Raw genomic sequence first — 17,939 nt, 5'->3', positions numbered from 1 at the left:
AACGGAAATCAAGCTTCCGAGGCTGGCTTGTTGTCAGCAGGCGCCTGCCCAGCGGGCACCTTGTAACGGTCGTATGACCACAGGTACTGCGCCGGGCATTCTCTCACCAGGGCCTCCATGGCCAGATTGATCTGGTGCGCCGCCTTTTCAGGCTCTGCTGCAAGGGTCTCGCCCGTGGGCAGACGAAACGGACGAACACGCACAAGATAGCCCCGCCCCCAACTCAACCGTTCACCCCAGATCAACAACACCTGCGCGCCAGCCGTGTGGGCCAGTCTGGCAGAGAGCGTCATCGTGTAGGCGTCTCGCCCGAAAAACGGCGCCCACACGCCCTGCCCTGCAGGGGGCACCTGGTCGGGCAACAAACCCACGGCGTGCCCGGCCTTCATCGCCTTGATCAACTGCTTGACCCCGCCCAATGTGGTCGGTGCAGCGACCAGGTTCGGGCGAGCACGGGCGTTGGCGACCAAATCGCGCATCCAGGGTTTTCTGGCGGGCCTGAAGAGAACTGTCACGGGCTGCCGCACACCGAAGCGCTGGGCGTAGGCCTGCGCTGTGATCTCGAAGCAACCCAAGTGGGGCGTGAGAAACAGCACTCCTGCCCCATGCGCCTGCGCCGCCTCGACGTGCGCAGCCCCTTCCCATCCGACCCGAACCGGCCGCCCCAGCCAGAGCCGCGGCAGCTCCGCCACCAGCTTGCCAGATTCGCCCACCGAGGCCAACGCCACCGACCGGGAAAAACCCGCCTGGCGGGCATGGGCAAACAGCCTGCGGCGGTAACGGGCGGATGTGAGAAAACTCAGCCAGCCCAACACCCAGCCCAGACCATGCAGCACGGGCAAAGGAAACCAGCTCAGCACACGAAAAAGGGACCGGACGAAGAATTCCAAGATTCACTCAAGAAGTGGGCAATGTGGCACAAGGCAGTTTCTGGCACTTGCTCTAGAATCCGCCCATCGCCGAGTTATTGAACTAATTGCGGGGCGATTCACAAATTCCGCTAAAGCGTTCGCCGAACTCTGACAGACCGGCAACGCCGATCAACCAACTTGGAGTTTATACATGGCGAACGACTTCCTTTTCACCTCTGAATCCGTCTCTGAAGGCCACCCCGACAAGGTGTCCGACCAGATTTCCGACGCGATCCTCGACGCGATCTTCACCCAGGACCCGCGCAGCCGCGTGGCAGCCGAAACGCTGTGCAACACCGGCCTTGTGGTGCTGGCGGGTGAGATCACCACGAACGCCCACGTCGACTACATCCAGGTGGCGCGCGACACCTTGAAGCGCATCGGCTACGACAACACCGAATACGGCATCGACTACAAGGGCTGCGCGGTGCTGGTCGCCTACGACAAGCAAAGCAACGACATCGCCCAGGGCGTGGATCATGCGTCCGACGACCACCTGAACACCGGCGCCGGCGACCAGGGCCTGATGTTCGGCTACGCCTGTGACGAAACGCCCGAACTGATGCCCGCGCCCATCTACTACGCGCATCGCCTGGTGGAACGCCAGGCCCAGTTGCGCAAAGACGGTCGCCTGCCTTTCCTGCGGCCCGACGCCAAGAGCCAAGTCACCATGCGCTACGTGGACGGCAAACCGCACAGCATCGACACCGTGGTGCTCTCCACCCAGCACAGCCCCGACCAGAGCGAAACGGCCACCAAGATGAAGGCATCGTTCAACGAAGCCATCATTGAAGAGATCATCAAACCGGTGCTGCCCAAGGAATGGCTGCAGGACACCAAGTACCTGATCAACCCCACCGGTCGCTTCGTCATTGGTGGCCCACAGGGCGACTGTGGCCTGACCGGCCGCAAGATCATCGTGGACACCTACGGCGGCGCCTGCCCGCACGGCGGTGGCGCCTTCTCAGGCAAAGACCCCAGCAAGGTAGACCGCTCCGCAGCCTACGCCGCTCGCTATGTGGCCAAGAACATCGTGGCCGCCGGTCTGGCGCGACAATGCCAGATCCAGGTGGCCTACGCGATTGGCGTGGCACGACCCATGAACGTGACGGTGTACACCGAAGGCACGGGTGTGATCCCCGATGAACAGATCGCCGCTCTGGTCAACGAGCACTTCGACCTGCGCCCCAAAGGCATCATCCAGATGCTGGATCTGCTTCGCCCGATCTACACCAAGACCGCAGCCTACGGTCACTTCGGTCGCGAAGAACCCGAATTCACCTGGGAACGGACCGACAAGGCAGCGGCATTGAAGGCGGCTGCCGGTCGGTAGACCTCAGGGCATGGAAGGGGTACATCGGCCCCTGCCCTGCTCAGTCGCGTCGCACCGCCAGCCGTGTCTGGCAGCCACGCATTCGCGATGCGCATTGCGCCACCCAATGCCGATCAAGGCCCAGAGATTCAGTCCCTGGGCTTTTTTTGACTCACGCGCGATCTTTCGATACCCTTTGCCAGCTCCAGCGTTGAATTTTTCAGCGCAGCGACCGATATGCACTCACAGGTCAATATTGCCTTGATGAAATGCCATGACCCGGAGCACTGAACCATGACAATCGAACGCACCGATGCCGCCGAGCGCACCGCCCAGAGTAGCGGTGCCGAGCAAGGCGACGAGATCGAATCATTGAAGGCCCGTCTGGCAAGGGCCGAAGCGTTGTACGAACAGGCGCCGTGCGGCTTTCTCTCGCTTGATGCAGATTTGCGGTTTGTCCAGGTCAACCAGACCCTGCTCGACTGGCTTGGTTACAGCCGGGAAGAGCTGATCGGCAAGATGAGCGTGGTTGACCTGATTGATCCGTTCTGGCGCCAGATGGCCACCAACCGACTGGAGCAGTTGCGCCAGCAAGGCAGCACCGAGCCCATGGAGCTGGAGCTCACCCGCAAGAACGGTAGCCACTTTCACGCCCTGCTGTCTTCCACGTCGGTATTTGATGCCCAGGGAAACTTCCTTCACAGCAATACCACCGTCGTCGACATCAGCGACCGCCGCGCAGCCGAAGATCGGCTGGCCGCTCACGGCGGTTTCCTGCAAACCATCACGGACCGCATTCCCGCCAGGCTCGCCTATTACGACAAGGACCTGATCTGCCGATTCGCCAATTCGGCCCACGCCACTCGCTATGGGAAGCTGGCGTCAGAAATGGTGGGGTCGCACCTGAGCCAGGTGGTGCGCCCGGAACTGTTGCCAGAGATCCTGCCCCGCGTAGCAAGTGCTCTCAGCGGTGAATCTCAATCCTTTGAGGCCGAGCGGGAAAGTTCTGACGGCTCTCGCAACTTCTATCAAATCAACTACATACCTGACTTCCAGAACGGCGTGGTGGAAGGCATCTTCATCGAACTGCACGATGTGAGCGAACGCCGACGGACAGAAGAGTTTGTTCTGGAGGCCAATCGCGATCTTGAGGAGCGGGTGCGTGAGCGCAGCGCCGAGCTGTTCCAGAGCGAGCAGCGCTACCGTCTGATGGTGGACGCCATCCAGGACTATTGCGTGTATTTCGTGGATGACGAAGGCATCGTCACAGAGTGGTCCGAAAGCGCCCAACGACTGCACGGCCATGGGCGCGCGCAGATCATTGGACAGCCCTACACCAAACTGCTGGCAAGCGACAGCACGGGAGAGGACGAGGTCGACCCCGACCAGGTACTGCGCCTGGCCAAGGCACACGGTCAGTGGGAAACGCGAGGCTGGCGGTTGCGTGAAGACGGTTCGCGCTTCTGGGCCCACACCGTGCTGACCGCACTGCGCAATGAAGAAGGCGAACTGCAAGGCCTCTCCAGCATCACCCGCGACATGACGGCGGCCAAGAGCCTGGAGGACGTCATGAACGACCTCAACAGCGAGCTTGAAAAGCGCGTAGCCGAGCGCACGCAACAGTTGGTGGCCGCCAACAAGGATCTGGATGTGTTTTCGCACATGGTCTCCCACGATTTGCGCGCGCCGCTGCGACATATCTCCAGCTTTGTCAGCCTGCTGCAGGAGCAATTGGGCGACTCTGCTGATGTGCTCACCCTGCAATACATGAACTCGATCGCCAAGGCCAGCAAGCGCATGAGCCTCATGATTGAAGGCCTGCTGGAATACGCTCGTTTGGGTCGGGTTGCGCTGGAGATGCAACATGTGCCCCTGGGTCCGCTGCTCACCGGCGTGATCAGCCACCTGCAGCAGGAGAATCCGGATCGCAACATTGAGTGGATGATCGACGAGAGCCTTCCCATGGTGAAAGGCGACGCCATGCTGCTGGCCCAGGCCTGCGGCAACCTGCTGAGCAATTCGGTGAAATACACCCGAACGCGCGAAGTGGCAAAAATCAAGGTCGGCTGCCAATCCAGCCCGCTGGGTGACCAGACCTTCTACGTGCGGGACAACGGCGTTGGTTTTGACCTCGAAAAGGCGCACAACCTGTTCGTGATGTTCCAGCGGCAACACCACTCCATGGATTTCGACGGTACTGGCACCGGACTGGCCCTGGCACAGCGCATCTTCGAGCGCCATGGAGGAAAAATCTGGGCAGAGACCAGCCTGGGCCAGGGTTGCACGTTCTATTTCACACTGCCACTGCCTGAGCCGGAGAATGAAGCACTGCTGCCCGATTCGGCGTTTGCGATGCTGAACTGACCAACCCGTAGCGGGGGATGCGTGACAGGCCGGTCGCGCGTCCTGAAAGGGCGCTTCGCTCCTACACTTTTTGTGTGCGACGTTCCGCTGGAACACCTTCATCCCGGCACGGTGGCGGAGTTCGCTGGCATTGCGCTTGAGTCGATTTTCCTGGAACTGCTGGATGGTCCTATCTATGCGCCTGACAAGTGGCGTGGGTCTGGCTTCAGCGTTCGGGTGCCGCTGGAGTCGTCTTGCATCGTTGGGCACTACCACCCGACCATCAAACGCGACCCGTTGCGGTGAGCGCAGGGCGCCACATTCGGTCCGCTTCGGGTGCTCTACATCCGAGGCACCAAGATTCCATATTATGAAAACTTCGCCCGATGAACGGTTTTGGTCCATCAAAGTTGAATGTTGAGTGGCCCATAGTGGAAACATGAGTGGCGTTCCGCAGCAGCAGCACTTGCACACAAGAAAAGCGCCACCGGGTATTGAAAACCGGTGTTTCCGCCCTTATCATTAGCACTCGCTGGAGTTGAGTGCTAACAACATCCTCCAAGTCGATCAGCAGACTTCGCCCCGCGAGGTCCGCCAGTCTGAAAACCCTATCCGTCCAAACTCAGGAGATGCAATGAACCTTCGTCCTCTCGCCGATCGCGTGATCGTCAAGCGTATTGACAGCGAAACCAAGACCGCTTCCGGCATCGTCATCCCCGACGCAGCCGCCGAAAAGCCAGACCAGGGTGAAATCCTGGCCGTTGGTCCCGGCAAGAAAAACGACAAAGGCGAACTGTCTGCCATGAACGTCAAGGTCGGTGACCGCGTTCTGTTCGGCAAGTACAGCGGCCAGACCGTCAAGGTCGATGGCAACGAACTGCTGGTGATGAAAGAAGACGACCTGTTCGCAGTCGTCGAGAAGTGATCTGATCCTTCGCTTTTTCATTCCTTTTAACTGAATTCTGGAGATATCAACATGGCAGCAAAAGACGTCATTTTCGGCGGCGAAGCCCGCGCACGCATGGTCGAAGGCGTGAACATCCTGGCCAACGCGGTCAAGGTCACCCTGGGCCCCAAGGGTCGCAACGTGGTGCTCGAGCGCTCGTTCGGCGCCCCCACCGTGACCAAGGACGGTGTGTCCGTGGCCAAGGAAATTGAACTGAAGGACAAGCTCCAGAACATGGGCGCCCAGATGGTCAAGGAGGTCGCTTCCAAGACCTCCGACAACGCTGGTGACGGCACCACCACCGCCACCGTGCTGGCCCAGGCCATCGTGCGCGAAGGCATGAAGTACGTGGCCGCCGGCATGAACCCGATGGACCTGAAGCGCGGCATCGACAAGGCTGTGGAAGCCCTGATCGCCGAGCTGAAGAAGGCCTCCAAGGCCACCACGACCAGCAAGGAAATTGCTCAGGTCGGCTCCATCTCTGCCAACAGCGACTCCAGCATCGGCGACATCATCGCCAGCGCCATGGACAAAGTGGGCAAAGAAGGCGTGATCACCGTGGAAGACGGCAAGAGCCTGCAGAACGAACTCGACGTGGTCGAGGGCATGCAGTTCGACCGTGGTTACCTGTCGCCCTACTTCATCAACAACCCTGAGAAGCAATCCGCCCTGCTGGACAACCCTTTCGTGCTGCTGTACGACAAGAAGGTGTCCAACATCCGTGACCTGCTGCCCACGCTGGAGCAGGTCGCCAAGGCCGGTCGTCCGCTGCTGATCATTGCCGAAGACGTCGAAGGCGAGGCCCTGGCAACCCTGGTGGTCAACACCATCCGCGGCATCCTGAAGGTCGTGGCTGTGAAGGCTCCTGGCTTCGGCGACCGTCGCAAGGCCATGCTGGAAGACATCGCCATCCTGACCGGCGGCAAAGTGATTGCTGAAGAAGTCGGCATGACGCTGGAAAAAGTGACCCTGGCCGACCTGGGTTCCGCCAAGCGCATCGAAGTGGGCAAGGAAAACACCACCATCATCGATGGCGCCGGTGCTGCCGAGGACATCGAAGCCCGCGTGAAGCAAGTGCGTGTGCAGATCGAAGAAGCCACCAGCGACTACGACCGCGAAAAGCTGCAAGAGCGCGTGGCCAAGCTGGCCGGCGGTGTGGCCGTGATCAAGGTGGGTGCCGCCACCGAAGTCGAGATGAAGGAAAAGAAGGCCCGCGTGGAAGATGCCCTGCATGCCACCCGTGCTGCAGTGGAAGAAGGCATTGTGGCCGGTGGTGGCGTGGCACTGCTGCGCGCCCGTCAGGCCGCTGGCACCATCAAGGGTGACAACGCTGACCAGGACGCCGGTATCAAGCTCGTGCTGAAAGCCATCGAAGCGCCCTTGCGTGAAATCGTGGCCAACGCCGGTGGCGAGCCTTCCGTGGTGGTCAATGCCATCCTGGCTGGCAAGGGCAACTACGGCTTCAACGCTGCCAACGACACCTACGGCGACATGATCGAAATGGGCATTCTGGATCCAACGAAAGTGACCCGCACTGCCCTGCAGAACGCTGCTTCCGTGTCCAGCCTGATGCTGACCACCGAAGCCATGGTGGCCGAGTCTCCAAAGGACGAAGCACCTGCCGGCGGCATGGGCGGCGGTGGCATGGGTATGGGCGACATGGGCGGCATGGGCATGTAAGCTCTCCTTGCCTGAGGGCGCATGGCGGGGTTGCAGCCGCTTGCCGTGGCGATGCCACTGTCAGCGCGTCCGCGCCTTGCCCTGCACCCTCATGCTGCGTCGGAATGCATTGCTGCAGGCTGACAAAGAGAATCCCCCAAGAAAAACCCCGCGAGGCGACTCGCAGGGTTTTTTCGTTTTGTGCTCTTTGCATGTGTGGCGCCCATCACATCACCATCGACGCAACGCATGCGTCCGACGCTGGTAGGCTTGACGGCCGTTCCAGAGGAAGGAAGATCGCCGTGCCAGAGAGCTTGCCAAAAGAAATTTCTACCGAGGCCGACCCCGAAGCTGTGCCGGAGCATGCGGTGAACGCCGGACCTGTCTCCGCCACTCCACGCCCTGCCGCCGCCTGGATCGGCTGGGTCCGGCAAGCTTGGCGCGCCGCCACCGGGCGGCGGGTCGAAGCCTTGCCCGAAACCGTCGGGCCGCTGACCTTGCTGGCCGGGTTGCTGGTGCTCGTCCTCACCACGCTGCTGGTTCAGCGCGCCGGGATGCCTGGCCCGGCGGTTTTCTCCTTTTCTGGCTGGATCTATGGCTGGATTTCCTGGCCGCTCACGCTGTTGCTGGTCTGGCTCGGCATGAACTGGTCGCCTCGCCACACCCGGCACGAAGCCCCCACCGCCGCCTGGCTGCTCCTGTTTGTGCTGGCCACTTTACCGGTGACGCTGCTGTCTGGCAGCTGGAACGCACTTTGGGCGCACGAGCACCTGCCGGTCGGGCTCATGACCTCGGAGATGGGCTGGATCAGTTTCGGGATCGTCATCGGATGGATCGCGCTTTACGTCTGGCGCATCACCGAGCACCTGCAGGCCCGCCGTGGGCTGATGGCCGCGATTCTGTTGGGTGTGGTGTCCTGGCAGGCGACCGCAGGCCTCTGGCTGCGAAGTTCCGCCTGGGAGAAAGACTACAGCCAGGAACCAGAGCGCGCCACCCTGACACTGAGTCAGGAAGTGTTTGCGGCACAAGAGGCCTTGCTGGCGCAGACGCTGGAACAGATCGAAGGAGAGAGCGCGGCCCCGATACAGGTCTACGGCCTCGTGTATGCCCCCTATGCCCAGGACGTGTTCCTGCGCGAGAGTGCGCTCGTGAGCGATGTCCTGAGTGAACGGATGGACGCCAATGGGCGCGTGGTGAAGCTCTTGAACCATCCTGTCGCGACCGCGACCACGCCTTGGGCGACTCCCCGCAACCTGAGGCTTGCGATCCAGGCGATGGGGAAGAGAATGCGCCGAGACCGCGATGTCCTGCTGATTTATTTCACCTCCCATGGCGGCGCGGACCACCGGCTCGCTTCATCACACTGGCCGCTGGAGGTGAACGACCTGACGGCCGCCGAGGTGCGTCAATGGCTGGACGAGGCAGGCATTCGGTACCGTGCGATCGCGGTTTCTGCTTGCTACTCTGGCGGATGGGTACAGCCTTTGAGCAATGAGCACACCCTGATCATGACGGCGGCCGATCCGGACAACACCTCGTACGGTTGCGGGAACCGGTCAGAACTCACCTTTTTCGGCAGGGCCGTTTTTGACGAAGAGCTTCGCAAAACCTACTCGCTGGAGGAGGCGTTTGCACAAGCTGTTCCACGCATCCGGCAGCGGGAGATCGATGCCAGAAAGACCGACGGCTTCTCCAATCCGCAAATACGGGTGGGAGCCGAATTCAAGCGCCACTGGGCAAGTTGGGCCGCGTCTCGCCCGCCGTGATCACAGCCACAACGCATTCGATGCGCCGAGCCTGGGCTCATGCAATGGATTCCCAACGCCCGCTTCGCTCGGATTGCCAGAGCGCATCGATCACGCGAGCCTGGGCCACGGCGTCAGCCAGACCGTTGGTTTTGTCTGGTCCTGCGTCCCCGCGCACACGGCGCGAGAAGGTTTCCACCTGCAGGCGGTACTGGTCGGCAACAGGCAGGGTTTCCACCGTGATGCCACTGCCGTCGCGCTGCCCGTCTTCATCCAGCGCCAGCTTCATCTGAGTGTCCCGAGCCGCATTGAAAGGCACGAACAATTCGATCCTGCCGGTGGCACCGACCACCTGCACACGCTGGAACGGCACGCTTTGCGTCGACACCATGAAGCTCACGTGCCTGCCACCACCAAAATCCAGGAGTGCGCTCGTCAGTCGGTCGGTCCCCAGCACGGGGTCACGGTCCACCAGCGAAACCGCACGCAGTGGCTCGGCTTCAAACAGGAAGCGACCGGCCAGCACCGCGTAGCAGCCAATGTCGTACAGCGCGCCGCCACCGATGCTGGGCTGGTTGCGGATGTTGGCTGCGTCTTCGTTGAAGTAGGAAAAGAACACCTGCACGGCGCGCGGCGTGCCGATGCGACCGGCCTGCACCAGTTCGCGGGCGCGCAGCCATTGCGGGTGATGGCGCACCATGAACGCTTCTTCGATGAGCACCTTGGACGCCGCCTCTGTGGCACTCCGGGCTTCGGCAGCGCTGAGGGCGAACGGTTTTTCGCACAACACATGCTTGCCGGCGGCGGCGGCCTGCAATGTCAGTGGCACATGCAGGTGGTTGGGCAGCGGGTTGTAGACCGCTTCAATGTCGGGGTCGGCCAGCAGCTCTTCATAGCTTCCGTAGGCCTGCGGTATGCCTGCCGCCTCCGCGGCAGCCTGCGCCGATGGCAGTGAGCGTGAAGCGATGGCGCGCAGCTCGACGAGCGGGCTGGACAGCATCGCCGGAATCACGTGTTCGCGACCGATTTTGGAAGTGCTCAGCACCCCCCAGACCACAGGCTTCATGCCATCCTCCTGAATGTGTTCTTGGCACTCAAATGTAGTTGTTGACCAGGTTCTCCAGGCGCTCCTGCCGACCTGAGACTGGCCGTGTGTCGGTATTGCGCGCCACCACGTGGGCGGCCACGGCGTCCAGCCCCATTTTCCCGCTGAGGATGTCCTGACCAAAGGGCGTGGCCCAGCCTGCATAGCGCTGGTCCACCATCTGATCGAGCTGATCGTCCAGCAACATTTTTTCAGCAATCAGCAGCGCGCGGGCCGACACGTCCATGCCACCAATGTGGCCGTGGAACAGGTCTTCGGGGTCGATGGACTGGCGGCGCACCTTGGCGTCGAAGTTGAGTCCGCCGGTGGTGAAGCCACCACCTTTGAGGATCAGATAGAGAGCCAGCGCGGTCTCGGGGATGTTGTTGGGAAACTGGTCGGTGTCCCAGCCGCACTGCATGTCGCCGCGGTTCATGTCGATGGAGCCGAAGATGCCCAGATCCAGCGCGGTGGCGATTTCGTGCTCGAAGCTGTGGCCCGAGAGTGTGGCGTGGTTCGCCTCGATGTTGACCTTGATCTCCTTGTCCAGGCCATAGCGGCACAGGAAGCCGTAGACCGTGGCAGTGTCGAAGTCGTACTGGTGCTTGGTGGGTTCGCGCGGCTTGGGTTCGATGAGGATGGTGCCCTTGAAGCCGATCTTGTGTTTGTAGTCGACGACCATGTTCAGGAAGCGGCCCATCTGGTCGAGCTCCTGGCCCATGCGTGTGTTGAGCAGGGTTTCGTACCCCTCGCGGCCACCCCACAGCACGTAGTTCTCGCCGCCCAGCTTGAGCGTGGCGTCCATCGCTTCCTTCACTTGCAAGGCCGCCAGGGCAAAGATTTCAGGATCGGGATTCGTGGCCGCGCCCGACATGAAGCGGCGGTGGCTGAACAAGTTGGCCGTGCCCCACAGCAGCTTCATGCCGGTGGCCTGCTGTTTGGCGGCCAGAACATCCACCATCTCGTGCAGATGGTTCACGCTCTCACGCGGGGTGGTGCCTTCCGGGGCCACGTCGCGGTCATGAAAGCAGTAATAAGGCGCACCCAGTCTGGCGAAGAACTCAAAGGCCGCGTCGGCCTTGGCCCTGGCTGCAGCCATGGGGTCGGCCATCTTCTGCCAGGGGCGCTCGAAGGTGCCGTCGTAGCCGAACGGGTCGAAGCCGTTCCAGCAGAAGCTGTGCCAGTAGCACACGGCAAAGCGCAGGTGCTCTTCCATGCGCTTGCCCAGCACCAGGCGGTCTTTGTCGTACCACTTGAAGGCCAGCGGGTTGGTGGACCGGTTGCCTTCATAGGCGATGGGGGGAATTTCAGTGAAGTAGGCGCTCATGAGGTTTCTCGACGGAAGAGGACGGGATGTGTGGTGGGCTCAAGCGATGAGGCTGGAATCGGTTTCTGGAATGTCGGGTGCTGCGGGCACTTCGATGGCCCGCGATTGGCCAGGGGTGGCGCGCGCATGCATGGGTCGCAGTTCGTGGTGCAACACCAGCGCGGCCGCGCCCACGGCGGAGGCCAGGAGTCCATAGCGTGCGCCGCGCACCAGGGGTGCGGGCACACCGGCACTGCTGGCGTAGGCCTGCAAGGTGGCCTGCGCCACCTGCAAGATGCCGGGATGGCGTTCGCACGACGGACCTCCCACCACCAGTGCGCTCGGATTGAAGGTGGTCCAGAGGTTCTGCAGCACGACGCCCAGGGCCTGTCCGCCCTGTGTCGGGTCGGCCAGCCGGCTCAAGGCACGGGCACCAAAGAAGGTTTCGGCACAGCCCCGCCGGCCGCAGGAACACGGCAACCCGTCGATTTGCAGGATGCTGTGGCCGATTTCACCGGCCATGCCCTGCGCGCCAGTGAACAGACGGTCGTTGAGCACAATGCCGGCACCCACGCCAGCACCACAGGTCACGAAGATCAGCGAGTCCTGGGCGTCGCCCTCGGAAAATTCGTACTCGCTCAAGGCCGCTGTGTCGGCTTCGTTCTGCACATGAACGGCCACCGGTGGCACACCCGCCTGGCCCAGCGCCTGTGTGATCAGGGGCACAAAGTCCACGTTGCGCCATCCCAGGTTGGGCGCGAAGCGCAGCATGCCGCTGGCTTCGTCAAAGGCACCGGGCAGGCCCACCCCCACACCCAGGAGCTGCACGCCCTGCCGGGTGAGCTGTTCCCATGCTTGTGCCACCAGTCCGGCGGCCTGGCGGCACACCGTTTCGGGCGCGTTGCCGGCCAGCGGTTCCTCCTGCGCGCACAGCACCTCGCCGGTGAGCGACACGCCCACCACCCGCAGCGCTTCCACGGCCACTTCCACGCCGATCATGCCGCGGCGGCTGCCGTCAAGCCGCAGCGGGGTGGACGGCCGCCCAAGCCCTTGGGCAGCGGCGACGTCGCCCTCGGTCATCCAGCCCTCATCGATCAGCTCGCGCACCAGCAAGCTCACCGTGGACTTGGTGAGCCCGCTCTCCTGCGCCAGTTGGGCTCGGGAAAGTCCGCTCTGGCGGCGCAGCAGGCGCAGTAGCACGCTGCGGTTGATGCGTTTGACAAGTTGTTGATCGCCGGTGGTTTTCATGTTCTGGAAGCGGCAGGACTCACAGGCTGTGCGTCTGCGTTTTACCTTCGGGTTGTTTGCCCGCGATGATCATGCCCAGGACCTCGTCCTCGGTGACATCGGTGGTGCGGTAACTGCCCACCAGCTTGCCGTTCTTCATCACGGCCAGGCGGTCGCTCAGGGCAAACACATCGGGCATGTCGTGGGTGATCAGGAAGATGCCCACGCCTTCGGCCTTGAGCTGACGCACCAGGTTGCCCACCATCGCCGTTTCCTCTGGCCCGAGCGCTGCGGTGGGCTCGTCCATGATCAGAATGCGCGCGTTGAAGTAGATGGCGCGCGAGATGGCCACCACCTGGCGTTGCCCGCCTGAAAGCCTGCGCACCGGTGTGCGCACGTTCTTGAAGTTCTTGTTCAGGCGGTGGAACACCTTGCGCGCGTCTGCGTCCATGCGGTGGTCGTCCAGCGTGTTCCAGCGCGTCAGCAGTTCACGGCCCAGAAACAGGTTGGCCACTGCGTCGAGGTTGTCGGCCAGCGCCAGGGTCTGATAGATCGACTCGATACCGCAACGCTGCGCGTCCACCGGTGTGCGGATGTGGGCCTTCTCGCCATTGATCAGCACTTCACCCGTGTCGATCGGATAGGCGCCGGCCAGCATCTTCATGAGAGTCGACTTGCCTGCCCCGTTGTGACCCAGCAGGGCCACCACCTCGCCCGGGTAGAGCTTGATGCTCACATCGTCCACCGCCTGCACGCCACCAAAAGCCTTGCCGATCTGACGCATCTCCACCAACGCAGGTGCGTTTGTCACAACGCTCATGCTGCATCTCCCGTGGCGCGACGGTAGAGCACGTCGAACACCACCGCGGCGATCAGCACCTGGCCTATGACCACGTAGCGCACACCAATGGACACGTCGAGCAGCAGCATGCCACTGTCGATGCTCTGCATGATGAGCGCGCCCAGCACCGAGCCCAGGATCGATCCACTACCCCCCGCGAGCGCGGTACCGCCGATCACGGCCGCGGCAATCACGAACAGTTCCATGCCCGTGCCCAGCGAGTTGGTGCCGGCGTTCAGCCGGGCGATCGACACGATGGCGGCGATGGTGATCAGCACCCCCAGCAGCGCGAAAAGCATCAAGGTGACCCGGCGCACCGGAATGCCCACCAGTGCCGCAGCTTCGGGGTTGCCCCCCATGGCAAAGATGTAGCGACCAAAGCGGGTGCGGCGCACAATGAACGACAACACCACGGCCACTGCGCCCCAGATCAACACCGGAATGGGAATGCCCTGTGGCGTGTCCTTGCTGGGGATCTGGTAAGTGTTCATGGCCGCCACGAAACCCAGCACGATGACGACCGGCACCAGCACGATGAGTGCGTCCAGCCACAGCGGGTTGTTGGGCACCTCATAGGCGGTTCTGGCCCGCCGCCTGGCCCAGGTGATCCACATCAGCACCAGCACGATCACGCCAGCGAGCATCCAGCTGGGGCCCACGCCGATGGAGCCGTCATAACCGCCGCCCAGACGCTGGAAAAGCGCGTCGTTCACGGGTTGTGTCTTGCCGTCGGCCACCAGAAAGGCGGCGCCGCGAAACGACATCAAACCACCCAGCGTGACCACAAACGAGGGCACGCCCAGCATGGCAGTGAGCGCGCCCTGGTACATCGACACCGCGATCGCCACCGCCAGGCCCGCCAGCGAGGCCGGCACCCAGTGCCAGCCGCCGGTGTACATCAGGGTGGCGATCAGCACCCCCACGAAACCCATCACCGAACCCACCGACAGGTCGATGTGACGGGCCACGATCACCAGCACCACCACGGTGGCCACAATGCCCACCACTGCCGTCTGCTGGGCGATGTTGTAAAGATTCTCGGGCGACAGGAACAGCCCGTCGGACAGCACGTTGAACACCAGCGCAATGGCCACCAGCACCGCGCCCATCATCACCAGGCGCCAGTCGATGGCTGCCTGCTTGAGCGAAATCAAAAACGGATTCACATGCGTTCTCCGCAGGACACAAAGAAAACCACGGGCCGACACCAACCAGCTCGCCGTTCAGGGGCATTTTTTTCAGTTTCTACCGCGTCACAGGAGGCACGCGGGGCGTGCATCCATGGGGCACCCGCGGAACTGGCTCCGCAAGGCCGCTGGGTGCGCCCCTTGAGGGGGAGCCACGCAGCAGCGCAGGGGGTGCTTATTTACAAGCGGCCGGGCCCTTGGTGGCGTCCACGCCTTTGCAGAGGTCTTCCTTCTTGATCCAGCCGGCCTTCACCACTTCATCAAGGTTCTTGGCCGTGATCGCAACCGGTTTGAGGAACTGGGCCTGCAGCTCCACCTTTTTCTCACCACCGTTCCAGGTCTGGGCACCTGCCACCTTCTCGCCCTTGGCCAGGGTCACGGCAGCGGCTGCCGCGTCGCGGCCCAGATCGCGCGCGTCTTTCCAGACCGACACGGTCTGCGTCCCCAGGGCCACCCGGTTGAGTGCAGCGTGGTCGCCGTCCTGGCCCGACACCGGGATGCCTTTGATGCCCTTGGCGTTCAACGCAGCGACCACGCCCCCAGCGGTGCCGTCGTTGGAGGCCACCACGGCGTCCACCTTGCCACCGGTCTTGGTGAGGATCTGTTCCATGTTCTTCTGGGCCACTTCGGGCTTCCAGCCGTCGGTGTATTCCTCGCCCACGATCTTGATGTCGCCCTTTTTCACAGCGGCGTCAATGATCTCCTGCTGGCCACCGCGCAGGAAGTCGGCGTTGGGGTCGGTCGGCGAGCCCTTGATCATCACGTAGTTGCCTTTGGGCTTGGCCTCGAAGATGGCGCGTGCCTGCATGCGGCCCACTTCCACGTTGTCGAAGGTGATGTAGAACACCCCTGGCGCTTCGATCAGGCGGTCATAGGCCACCACGGGGATCTTGCGCTGGTTGGCCTTGTTCACGGCGGGCAGGATGGCATCCTTGTCCATGGCTAGGATGATCAGCGCCTTGGCGCCCTTGGAGATCAGGCTGTCGATGTCGGCCAGCTGCTTTTCCGGGGAACCACCCGCATCGGCGCTGATGTAGCTGGCACCGGCCTTGGCCAACTGCGCCTTGATCGCGGCTTCGTCGGTCTTCCAGCGCTCTTCCTGGAAGTTGGACCAGCTCACCCCCACGACCTGGGCGAACGCGCCCGCGGCAGCCATGCTCAGGGCCAGCGCCGTCAGTGTTGTCTTCAGTTTCATCAGTGTCTCCGTTGGAATGGCCTGTGCCAGGCCGGTGTTTGTGGAAAGGCCGTTCAGAACCATCGTGCCCTACGCCATGCAGCTCCGCGCATTTTGTATGGACGACGAACTAATTATTCGAGCGCATGCCCGGAAAGCGAATAGGGGCAAACCCGAAATAGTTCGTTAATAAAACTAACTTCGAATGCTCGCCTTGGGTCCACAAACGACAAGACCCCACGAGTCGCCTCGCGGGGTCTTGTCGGTGCCCGGGTCTGGGTCGTTTACGACATCATGCCTTCGAGCTTGATGGTGTCCGCAACAAAGGCGCGGATGCCTTCGGCCAGCTTCTCCGTGGCCATGGCGTCTTCGTTGAGCGCGAAGCGGAAACCTGCTTCGTCATACTGAACAAACGGAATGTCCATGGCCCGCGCGGCTTCGGCGTCCAGCGCTTTGGGCAACGCAGCGTCGCTGGCGGCCAGCTGTGCCAGCAGGTCGGGGCTGATGGTCAACAGGTCGCAACCAGCCAGTGCCGTGATCTGGCCCACGTTGCGAAAGCTCGCGCCCATCACTTCGGTGGCAATGCCATGCTTCTTGTAGAAGTTGTAGATCGTCCGCACCGACTTCACCCCGGGGTCGTTGGCGCCCGCATGGGCTGCCTCGTCCCAGTTGGCACTGGCGCTCTTTTTGTACCAGTCGTAGATACGGCCAACGAAGGGCGAAATCAGCTGCACCTTGGCCTGACCGCAGGCCACGGCCTGTGCGAACGAGAACAGCAGCGTGAGGTTGGTGTGGATGCCATCGCGCTCCAGTCTCGCAGCCGCCTGGATGCCTTCCCAGGTGGAGGCCATCTTGATCAGCACACGGTCAACGTGCACGCCTTCCCCTTGATACAGGTCGATGATGCGGCGAGCCCGTGTGACGGTGGCCTCGGTGTCAAAGCTCAGGCGCGCGTCCACTTCGGTGGAAACGCGCCCGGGAATGTGCTTGAGGATCTCGCAGCCGAAACGCACCAGCAGGCGGTTCATCGTTTCCTCAAGGCCCTGTGCGCCGTACTGGGCAACAGCATCTTGCAGCAGATGCGCGTACTCCGGTTTCTGTACCGCTTTCAGGATCAGAGACGGATTGGTGGTCGCATCACGCGGAGAAAAAGCGGCAATCTGATTGAAATCACCGGTGTCGGCGACCACGGTGGTGACCTGTTTGAGGGCGTCTAGCTGATTCATGGCGTCATTATCGGGTGTGAAAGTTTCACCATTCTATGTAACTCGATTACCATCCGGGCATGCTCGACCGCATCAAAGCTTCATTGCCCTCCCTGGCCCCCGCTGAACAGCGGGTTGGCAAACTGGTGCTGCTGGACCCCCGCAGCTTTGCCAGCCTGCCTGTGTCCACCCTTGCCGACAGGGCGCATGTCAGCAAACCCACGGTGGTGCGGTTCTGCCGAAGCATGGGCTACGACGGCCTCTCGGACTTCAAACTCAAGCTCGCGGGCACGGTCAGCGAAGGCGTGCCGTTCATCCATCGCAGCGTGGACGTGGATGACAAGGTGAGTGATGTGCTGGTCAAGGTGATCGACAACACGGTGGCCGCTTTTTTGAAGTACCGGAACGACGCCTCCACCCACGCGGTAGAAAAGGCCGTGGACGCGCTGCTGGCTACCTACAAGAAGCGCGGGCGCATTGAATTTTTTGGGGCGGGCAATTCTGGCATCGTGGCGCAGGACGCGCAACACAAGTTCTTCCGCCTGGGCATCAACGCCATCGCCTACAGCGACGGCCACATGCAGGTGATGAGCGCCTCGCTGCTGGGCCCGGGTGACTGCGTCGTGATCATCTCCAATTCGGGCCGCACTCGCGATCTCATGGACGCGGCCGACATTGCGCGCAAACACGGCGCCACCGTGATCGTGATCACCACCAGCGGGTCACCCCTGGCACAGGCAGGGCACATTCATTTGGCCGCAGACCACCCCGAGGGCTACGACCGCTACAGCCCGATGACTTCGCGTCTGATGCACCTGATGGTGATTGACGTGGTCGCCACCTGCCTGGCGTTGCGCATAGGCGGCTCCACCTTGCAACCGCTGCTCAAGGAAATGAAAAACAACCTGCGGAGCAAGCGGTATGCGTAACCGTGCGCGCTGCGCACAGGTTACGCCCCCCTGCGCCGCTGACGCGGCTTCCCCCTGAGGGGGACGATGC

Annotated in this window: 15 protein-coding genes; 7 read left to right on the top strand and 8 right to left on the bottom strand. The window is 62.2% G+C overall.

Annotated features, from left to right (window positions below):
• Positions 1 to 8 precede the first annotated feature (8 nt).
• Positions 9 to 890, bottom strand: coding sequence for a lysophospholipid acyltransferase family protein (locus J2W49_RS14900; RefSeq protein ID WP_310317624.1), 882 nt, complete (start codon positions 888 to 890; stop codon positions 9 to 11).
• A gap of 172 nt (positions 891 to 1,062) precedes the next feature.
• Between J2W49_RS14900 and metK the strand changes: the two genes are divergently transcribed.
• The 6 genes from metK (at position 1,063) to J2W49_RS14870 (ending at position 8,937) form a co-directional block, all read left to right on the top strand.
• A complete protein-coding gene (metK, locus tag J2W49_RS14895; protein WP_310317623.1) occupies positions 1,063 to 2,244 on the top strand; it encodes a methionine adenosyltransferase in 1,182 nt (393 codons plus the stop codon).
• A gap of 273 nt (positions 2,245 to 2,517) precedes the next feature.
• On the top strand, positions 2,518 to 4,587 hold the full coding sequence (locus J2W49_RS14890; RefSeq protein ID WP_310317619.1) for a PAS domain-containing sensor histidine kinase: 2,070 nt from the start codon (positions 2,518 to 2,520) through the stop codon (positions 4,585 to 4,587).
• A 72-nt stretch (positions 4,588 to 4,659) separates the two neighbouring features.
• Entirely contained in the window at positions 4,660 to 4,872 is a 213-nt protein-coding gene (locus J2W49_RS14885) for a hypothetical protein (RefSeq protein ID WP_310317616.1), read from the top strand.
• Between the two features lie 328 nt (positions 4,873 to 5,200).
• A complete protein-coding gene (locus J2W49_RS14880; protein WP_068174446.1) occupies positions 5,201 to 5,491 on the top strand; it encodes a co-chaperone GroES in 291 nt (96 codons plus the stop codon).
• A gap of 51 nt (positions 5,492 to 5,542) precedes the next feature.
• Positions 5,543 to 7,192, top strand: a complete 1,650-nt coding sequence (groL, locus tag J2W49_RS14875; protein WP_310317602.1) for a chaperonin GroEL — start codon at positions 5,543 to 5,545, stop codon at positions 7,190 to 7,192.
• A 104-nt stretch (positions 7,193 to 7,296) separates the two neighbouring features.
• Positions 7,297 to 8,937: a C13 family peptidase gene (locus J2W49_RS14870; RefSeq protein WP_310317597.1), complete on the top strand. Its 1,641-nt coding sequence runs from the start codon at positions 7,297 to 7,299 to the stop codon at positions 8,935 to 8,937.
• A 37-nt stretch (positions 8,938 to 8,974) separates the two neighbouring features.
• On the opposite strand, the gene J2W49_RS14865 is transcribed toward J2W49_RS14870, so the two are convergent.
• The 7 genes from J2W49_RS14865 to tal all read right to left on the bottom strand — a co-directional run bounded on the left by J2W49_RS14865 (position 8,975) and on the right by tal (position 16,961).
• A complete protein-coding gene (locus J2W49_RS14865; RefSeq protein WP_310317595.1) occupies positions 8,975 to 9,982 on the bottom strand; it encodes a Gfo/Idh/MocA family protein in 1,008 nt (335 codons plus the stop codon).
• Positions 9,983 to 10,010: 28 nt separating this feature from the next.
• Positions 10,011 to 11,327: a xylose isomerase gene (gene xylA / locus J2W49_RS14860; RefSeq protein WP_310317593.1), complete on the bottom strand. Its 1,317-nt coding sequence runs from the start codon at positions 11,325 to 11,327 to the stop codon at positions 10,011 to 10,013.
• 39 nt (positions 11,328 to 11,366) lie between these two features.
• Positions 11,367 to 12,554 (bottom strand): ROK family protein, encoded by a 1,188-nt coding sequence (locus tag J2W49_RS14855; protein ID WP_310317590.1) that lies wholly within the window; start codon positions 12,552 to 12,554, stop codon positions 11,367 to 11,369.
• Between the two features lie 19 nt (positions 12,555 to 12,573).
• Positions 12,574 to 13,353 carry an ATP-binding cassette domain-containing protein gene (locus J2W49_RS14850; RefSeq protein WP_310317587.1) on the bottom strand — a complete coding sequence of 260 codons (780 nt, stop codon included), beginning with the start codon at positions 13,351 to 13,353 and terminating at the stop codon, positions 12,574 to 12,576.
• Complete coding sequence (locus J2W49_RS14845; RefSeq protein WP_310318329.1) at positions 13,350 to 14,486, bottom strand: sugar ABC transporter permease; 1,137 nt, start codon at positions 14,484 to 14,486, stop codon at positions 13,350 to 13,352. The genes J2W49_RS14850 and J2W49_RS14845 overlap by 4 nt, the downstream gene beginning before the upstream one ends.
• Before the next feature lie 250 nt (positions 14,487 to 14,736).
• Positions 14,737 to 15,756, bottom strand: coding sequence for a D-xylose ABC transporter substrate-binding protein (gene xylF / locus J2W49_RS14840; RefSeq protein ID WP_310317585.1), 1,020 nt, complete (start codon positions 15,754 to 15,756; stop codon positions 14,737 to 14,739).
• 263 nt (positions 15,757 to 16,019) lie between these two features.
• Complete coding sequence (gene tal, locus J2W49_RS14835; protein ID WP_310317581.1) at positions 16,020 to 16,961, bottom strand: transaldolase; 942 nt, start codon at positions 16,959 to 16,961, stop codon at positions 16,020 to 16,022.
• A gap of 59 nt (positions 16,962 to 17,020) precedes the next feature.
• On the opposite strand from tal, the gene J2W49_RS14830 reads away from it, so the two are divergent.
• Entirely contained in the window at positions 17,021 to 17,869 is an 849-nt protein-coding gene (locus J2W49_RS14830) for a MurR/RpiR family transcriptional regulator (protein ID WP_310317577.1), read from the top strand.
• The last annotated feature ends 70 nt before the right edge of the window (positions 17,870 to 17,939 follow it).

It is taken from the genome of Hydrogenophaga palleronii (assembly GCF_031457455.1).
Classification (GTDB): domain Bacteria; phylum Pseudomonadota; class Gammaproteobacteria; order Burkholderiales; family Burkholderiaceae_C; genus Hydrogenophaga; species Hydrogenophaga palleronii_A.
This window is presented reverse-complemented; position numbering and strand designations above follow the sequence as displayed.

Excerpts from the sequence above, each read along its gene's own strand:
- xylA (WP_310317593.1), bottom strand. The coding sequence starts at position 11,327 with ATGAGCGCCTACTTCACTGAAATTCCCCCCATCGCCTATGAAGGCAAC.
- J2W49_RS14850 (WP_310317587.1), bottom strand. The coding sequence starts at position 13,353 with ATGAGCGTTGTGACAAACGCACCTGCGTTGGTGGAGATGCGTCAGATC.
- xylF (WP_310317585.1), bottom strand. The coding sequence starts at position 15,756 with ATGAAACTGAAGACAACACTGACGGCGCTGGCCCTGAGCATGGCTGCC.
- metK (WP_310317623.1), top strand. The coding sequence starts at position 1,063 with ATGGCGAACGACTTCCTTTTCACCTCTGAATCCGTCTCTGAAGGCCAC.
- J2W49_RS14870 (WP_310317597.1), top strand. The coding sequence starts at position 7,297 with ATGCATTGCTGCAGGCTGACAAAGAGAATCCCCCAAGAAAAACCCCGC.
- J2W49_RS14890 (WP_310317619.1), top strand. The coding sequence starts at position 2,518 with ATGACAATCGAACGCACCGATGCCGCCGAGCGCACCGCCCAGAGTAGC.
- J2W49_RS14880 (WP_068174446.1), top strand. The coding sequence starts at position 5,201 with ATGAACCTTCGTCCTCTCGCCGATCGCGTGATCGTCAAGCGTATTGAC.
- J2W49_RS14830 (WP_310317577.1), top strand. The coding sequence starts at position 17,021 with ATGCTCGACCGCATCAAAGCTTCATTGCCCTCCCTGGCCCCCGCTGAA.
- J2W49_RS14855 (WP_310317590.1), bottom strand. The coding sequence starts at position 12,554 with ATGAAAACCACCGGCGATCAACAACTTGTCAAACGCATCAACCGCAGC.
- J2W49_RS14845 (WP_310318329.1), bottom strand. The coding sequence starts at position 14,486 with ATGATGGGCGCGGTGCTGGTGGCCATTGCGCTGGTGTTCAACGTGCTG.
- tal (WP_310317581.1), bottom strand. The coding sequence starts at position 16,961 with ATGAATCAGCTAGACGCCCTCAAACAGGTCACCACCGTGGTCGCCGAC.
- groL (WP_310317602.1), top strand. The coding sequence starts at position 5,543 with ATGGCAGCAAAAGACGTCATTTTCGGCGGCGAAGCCCGCGCACGCATG.
- J2W49_RS14865 (WP_310317595.1), bottom strand. The coding sequence starts at position 9,982 with ATGAAGCCTGTGGTCTGGGGGGTGCTGAGCACTTCCAAAATCGGTCGC.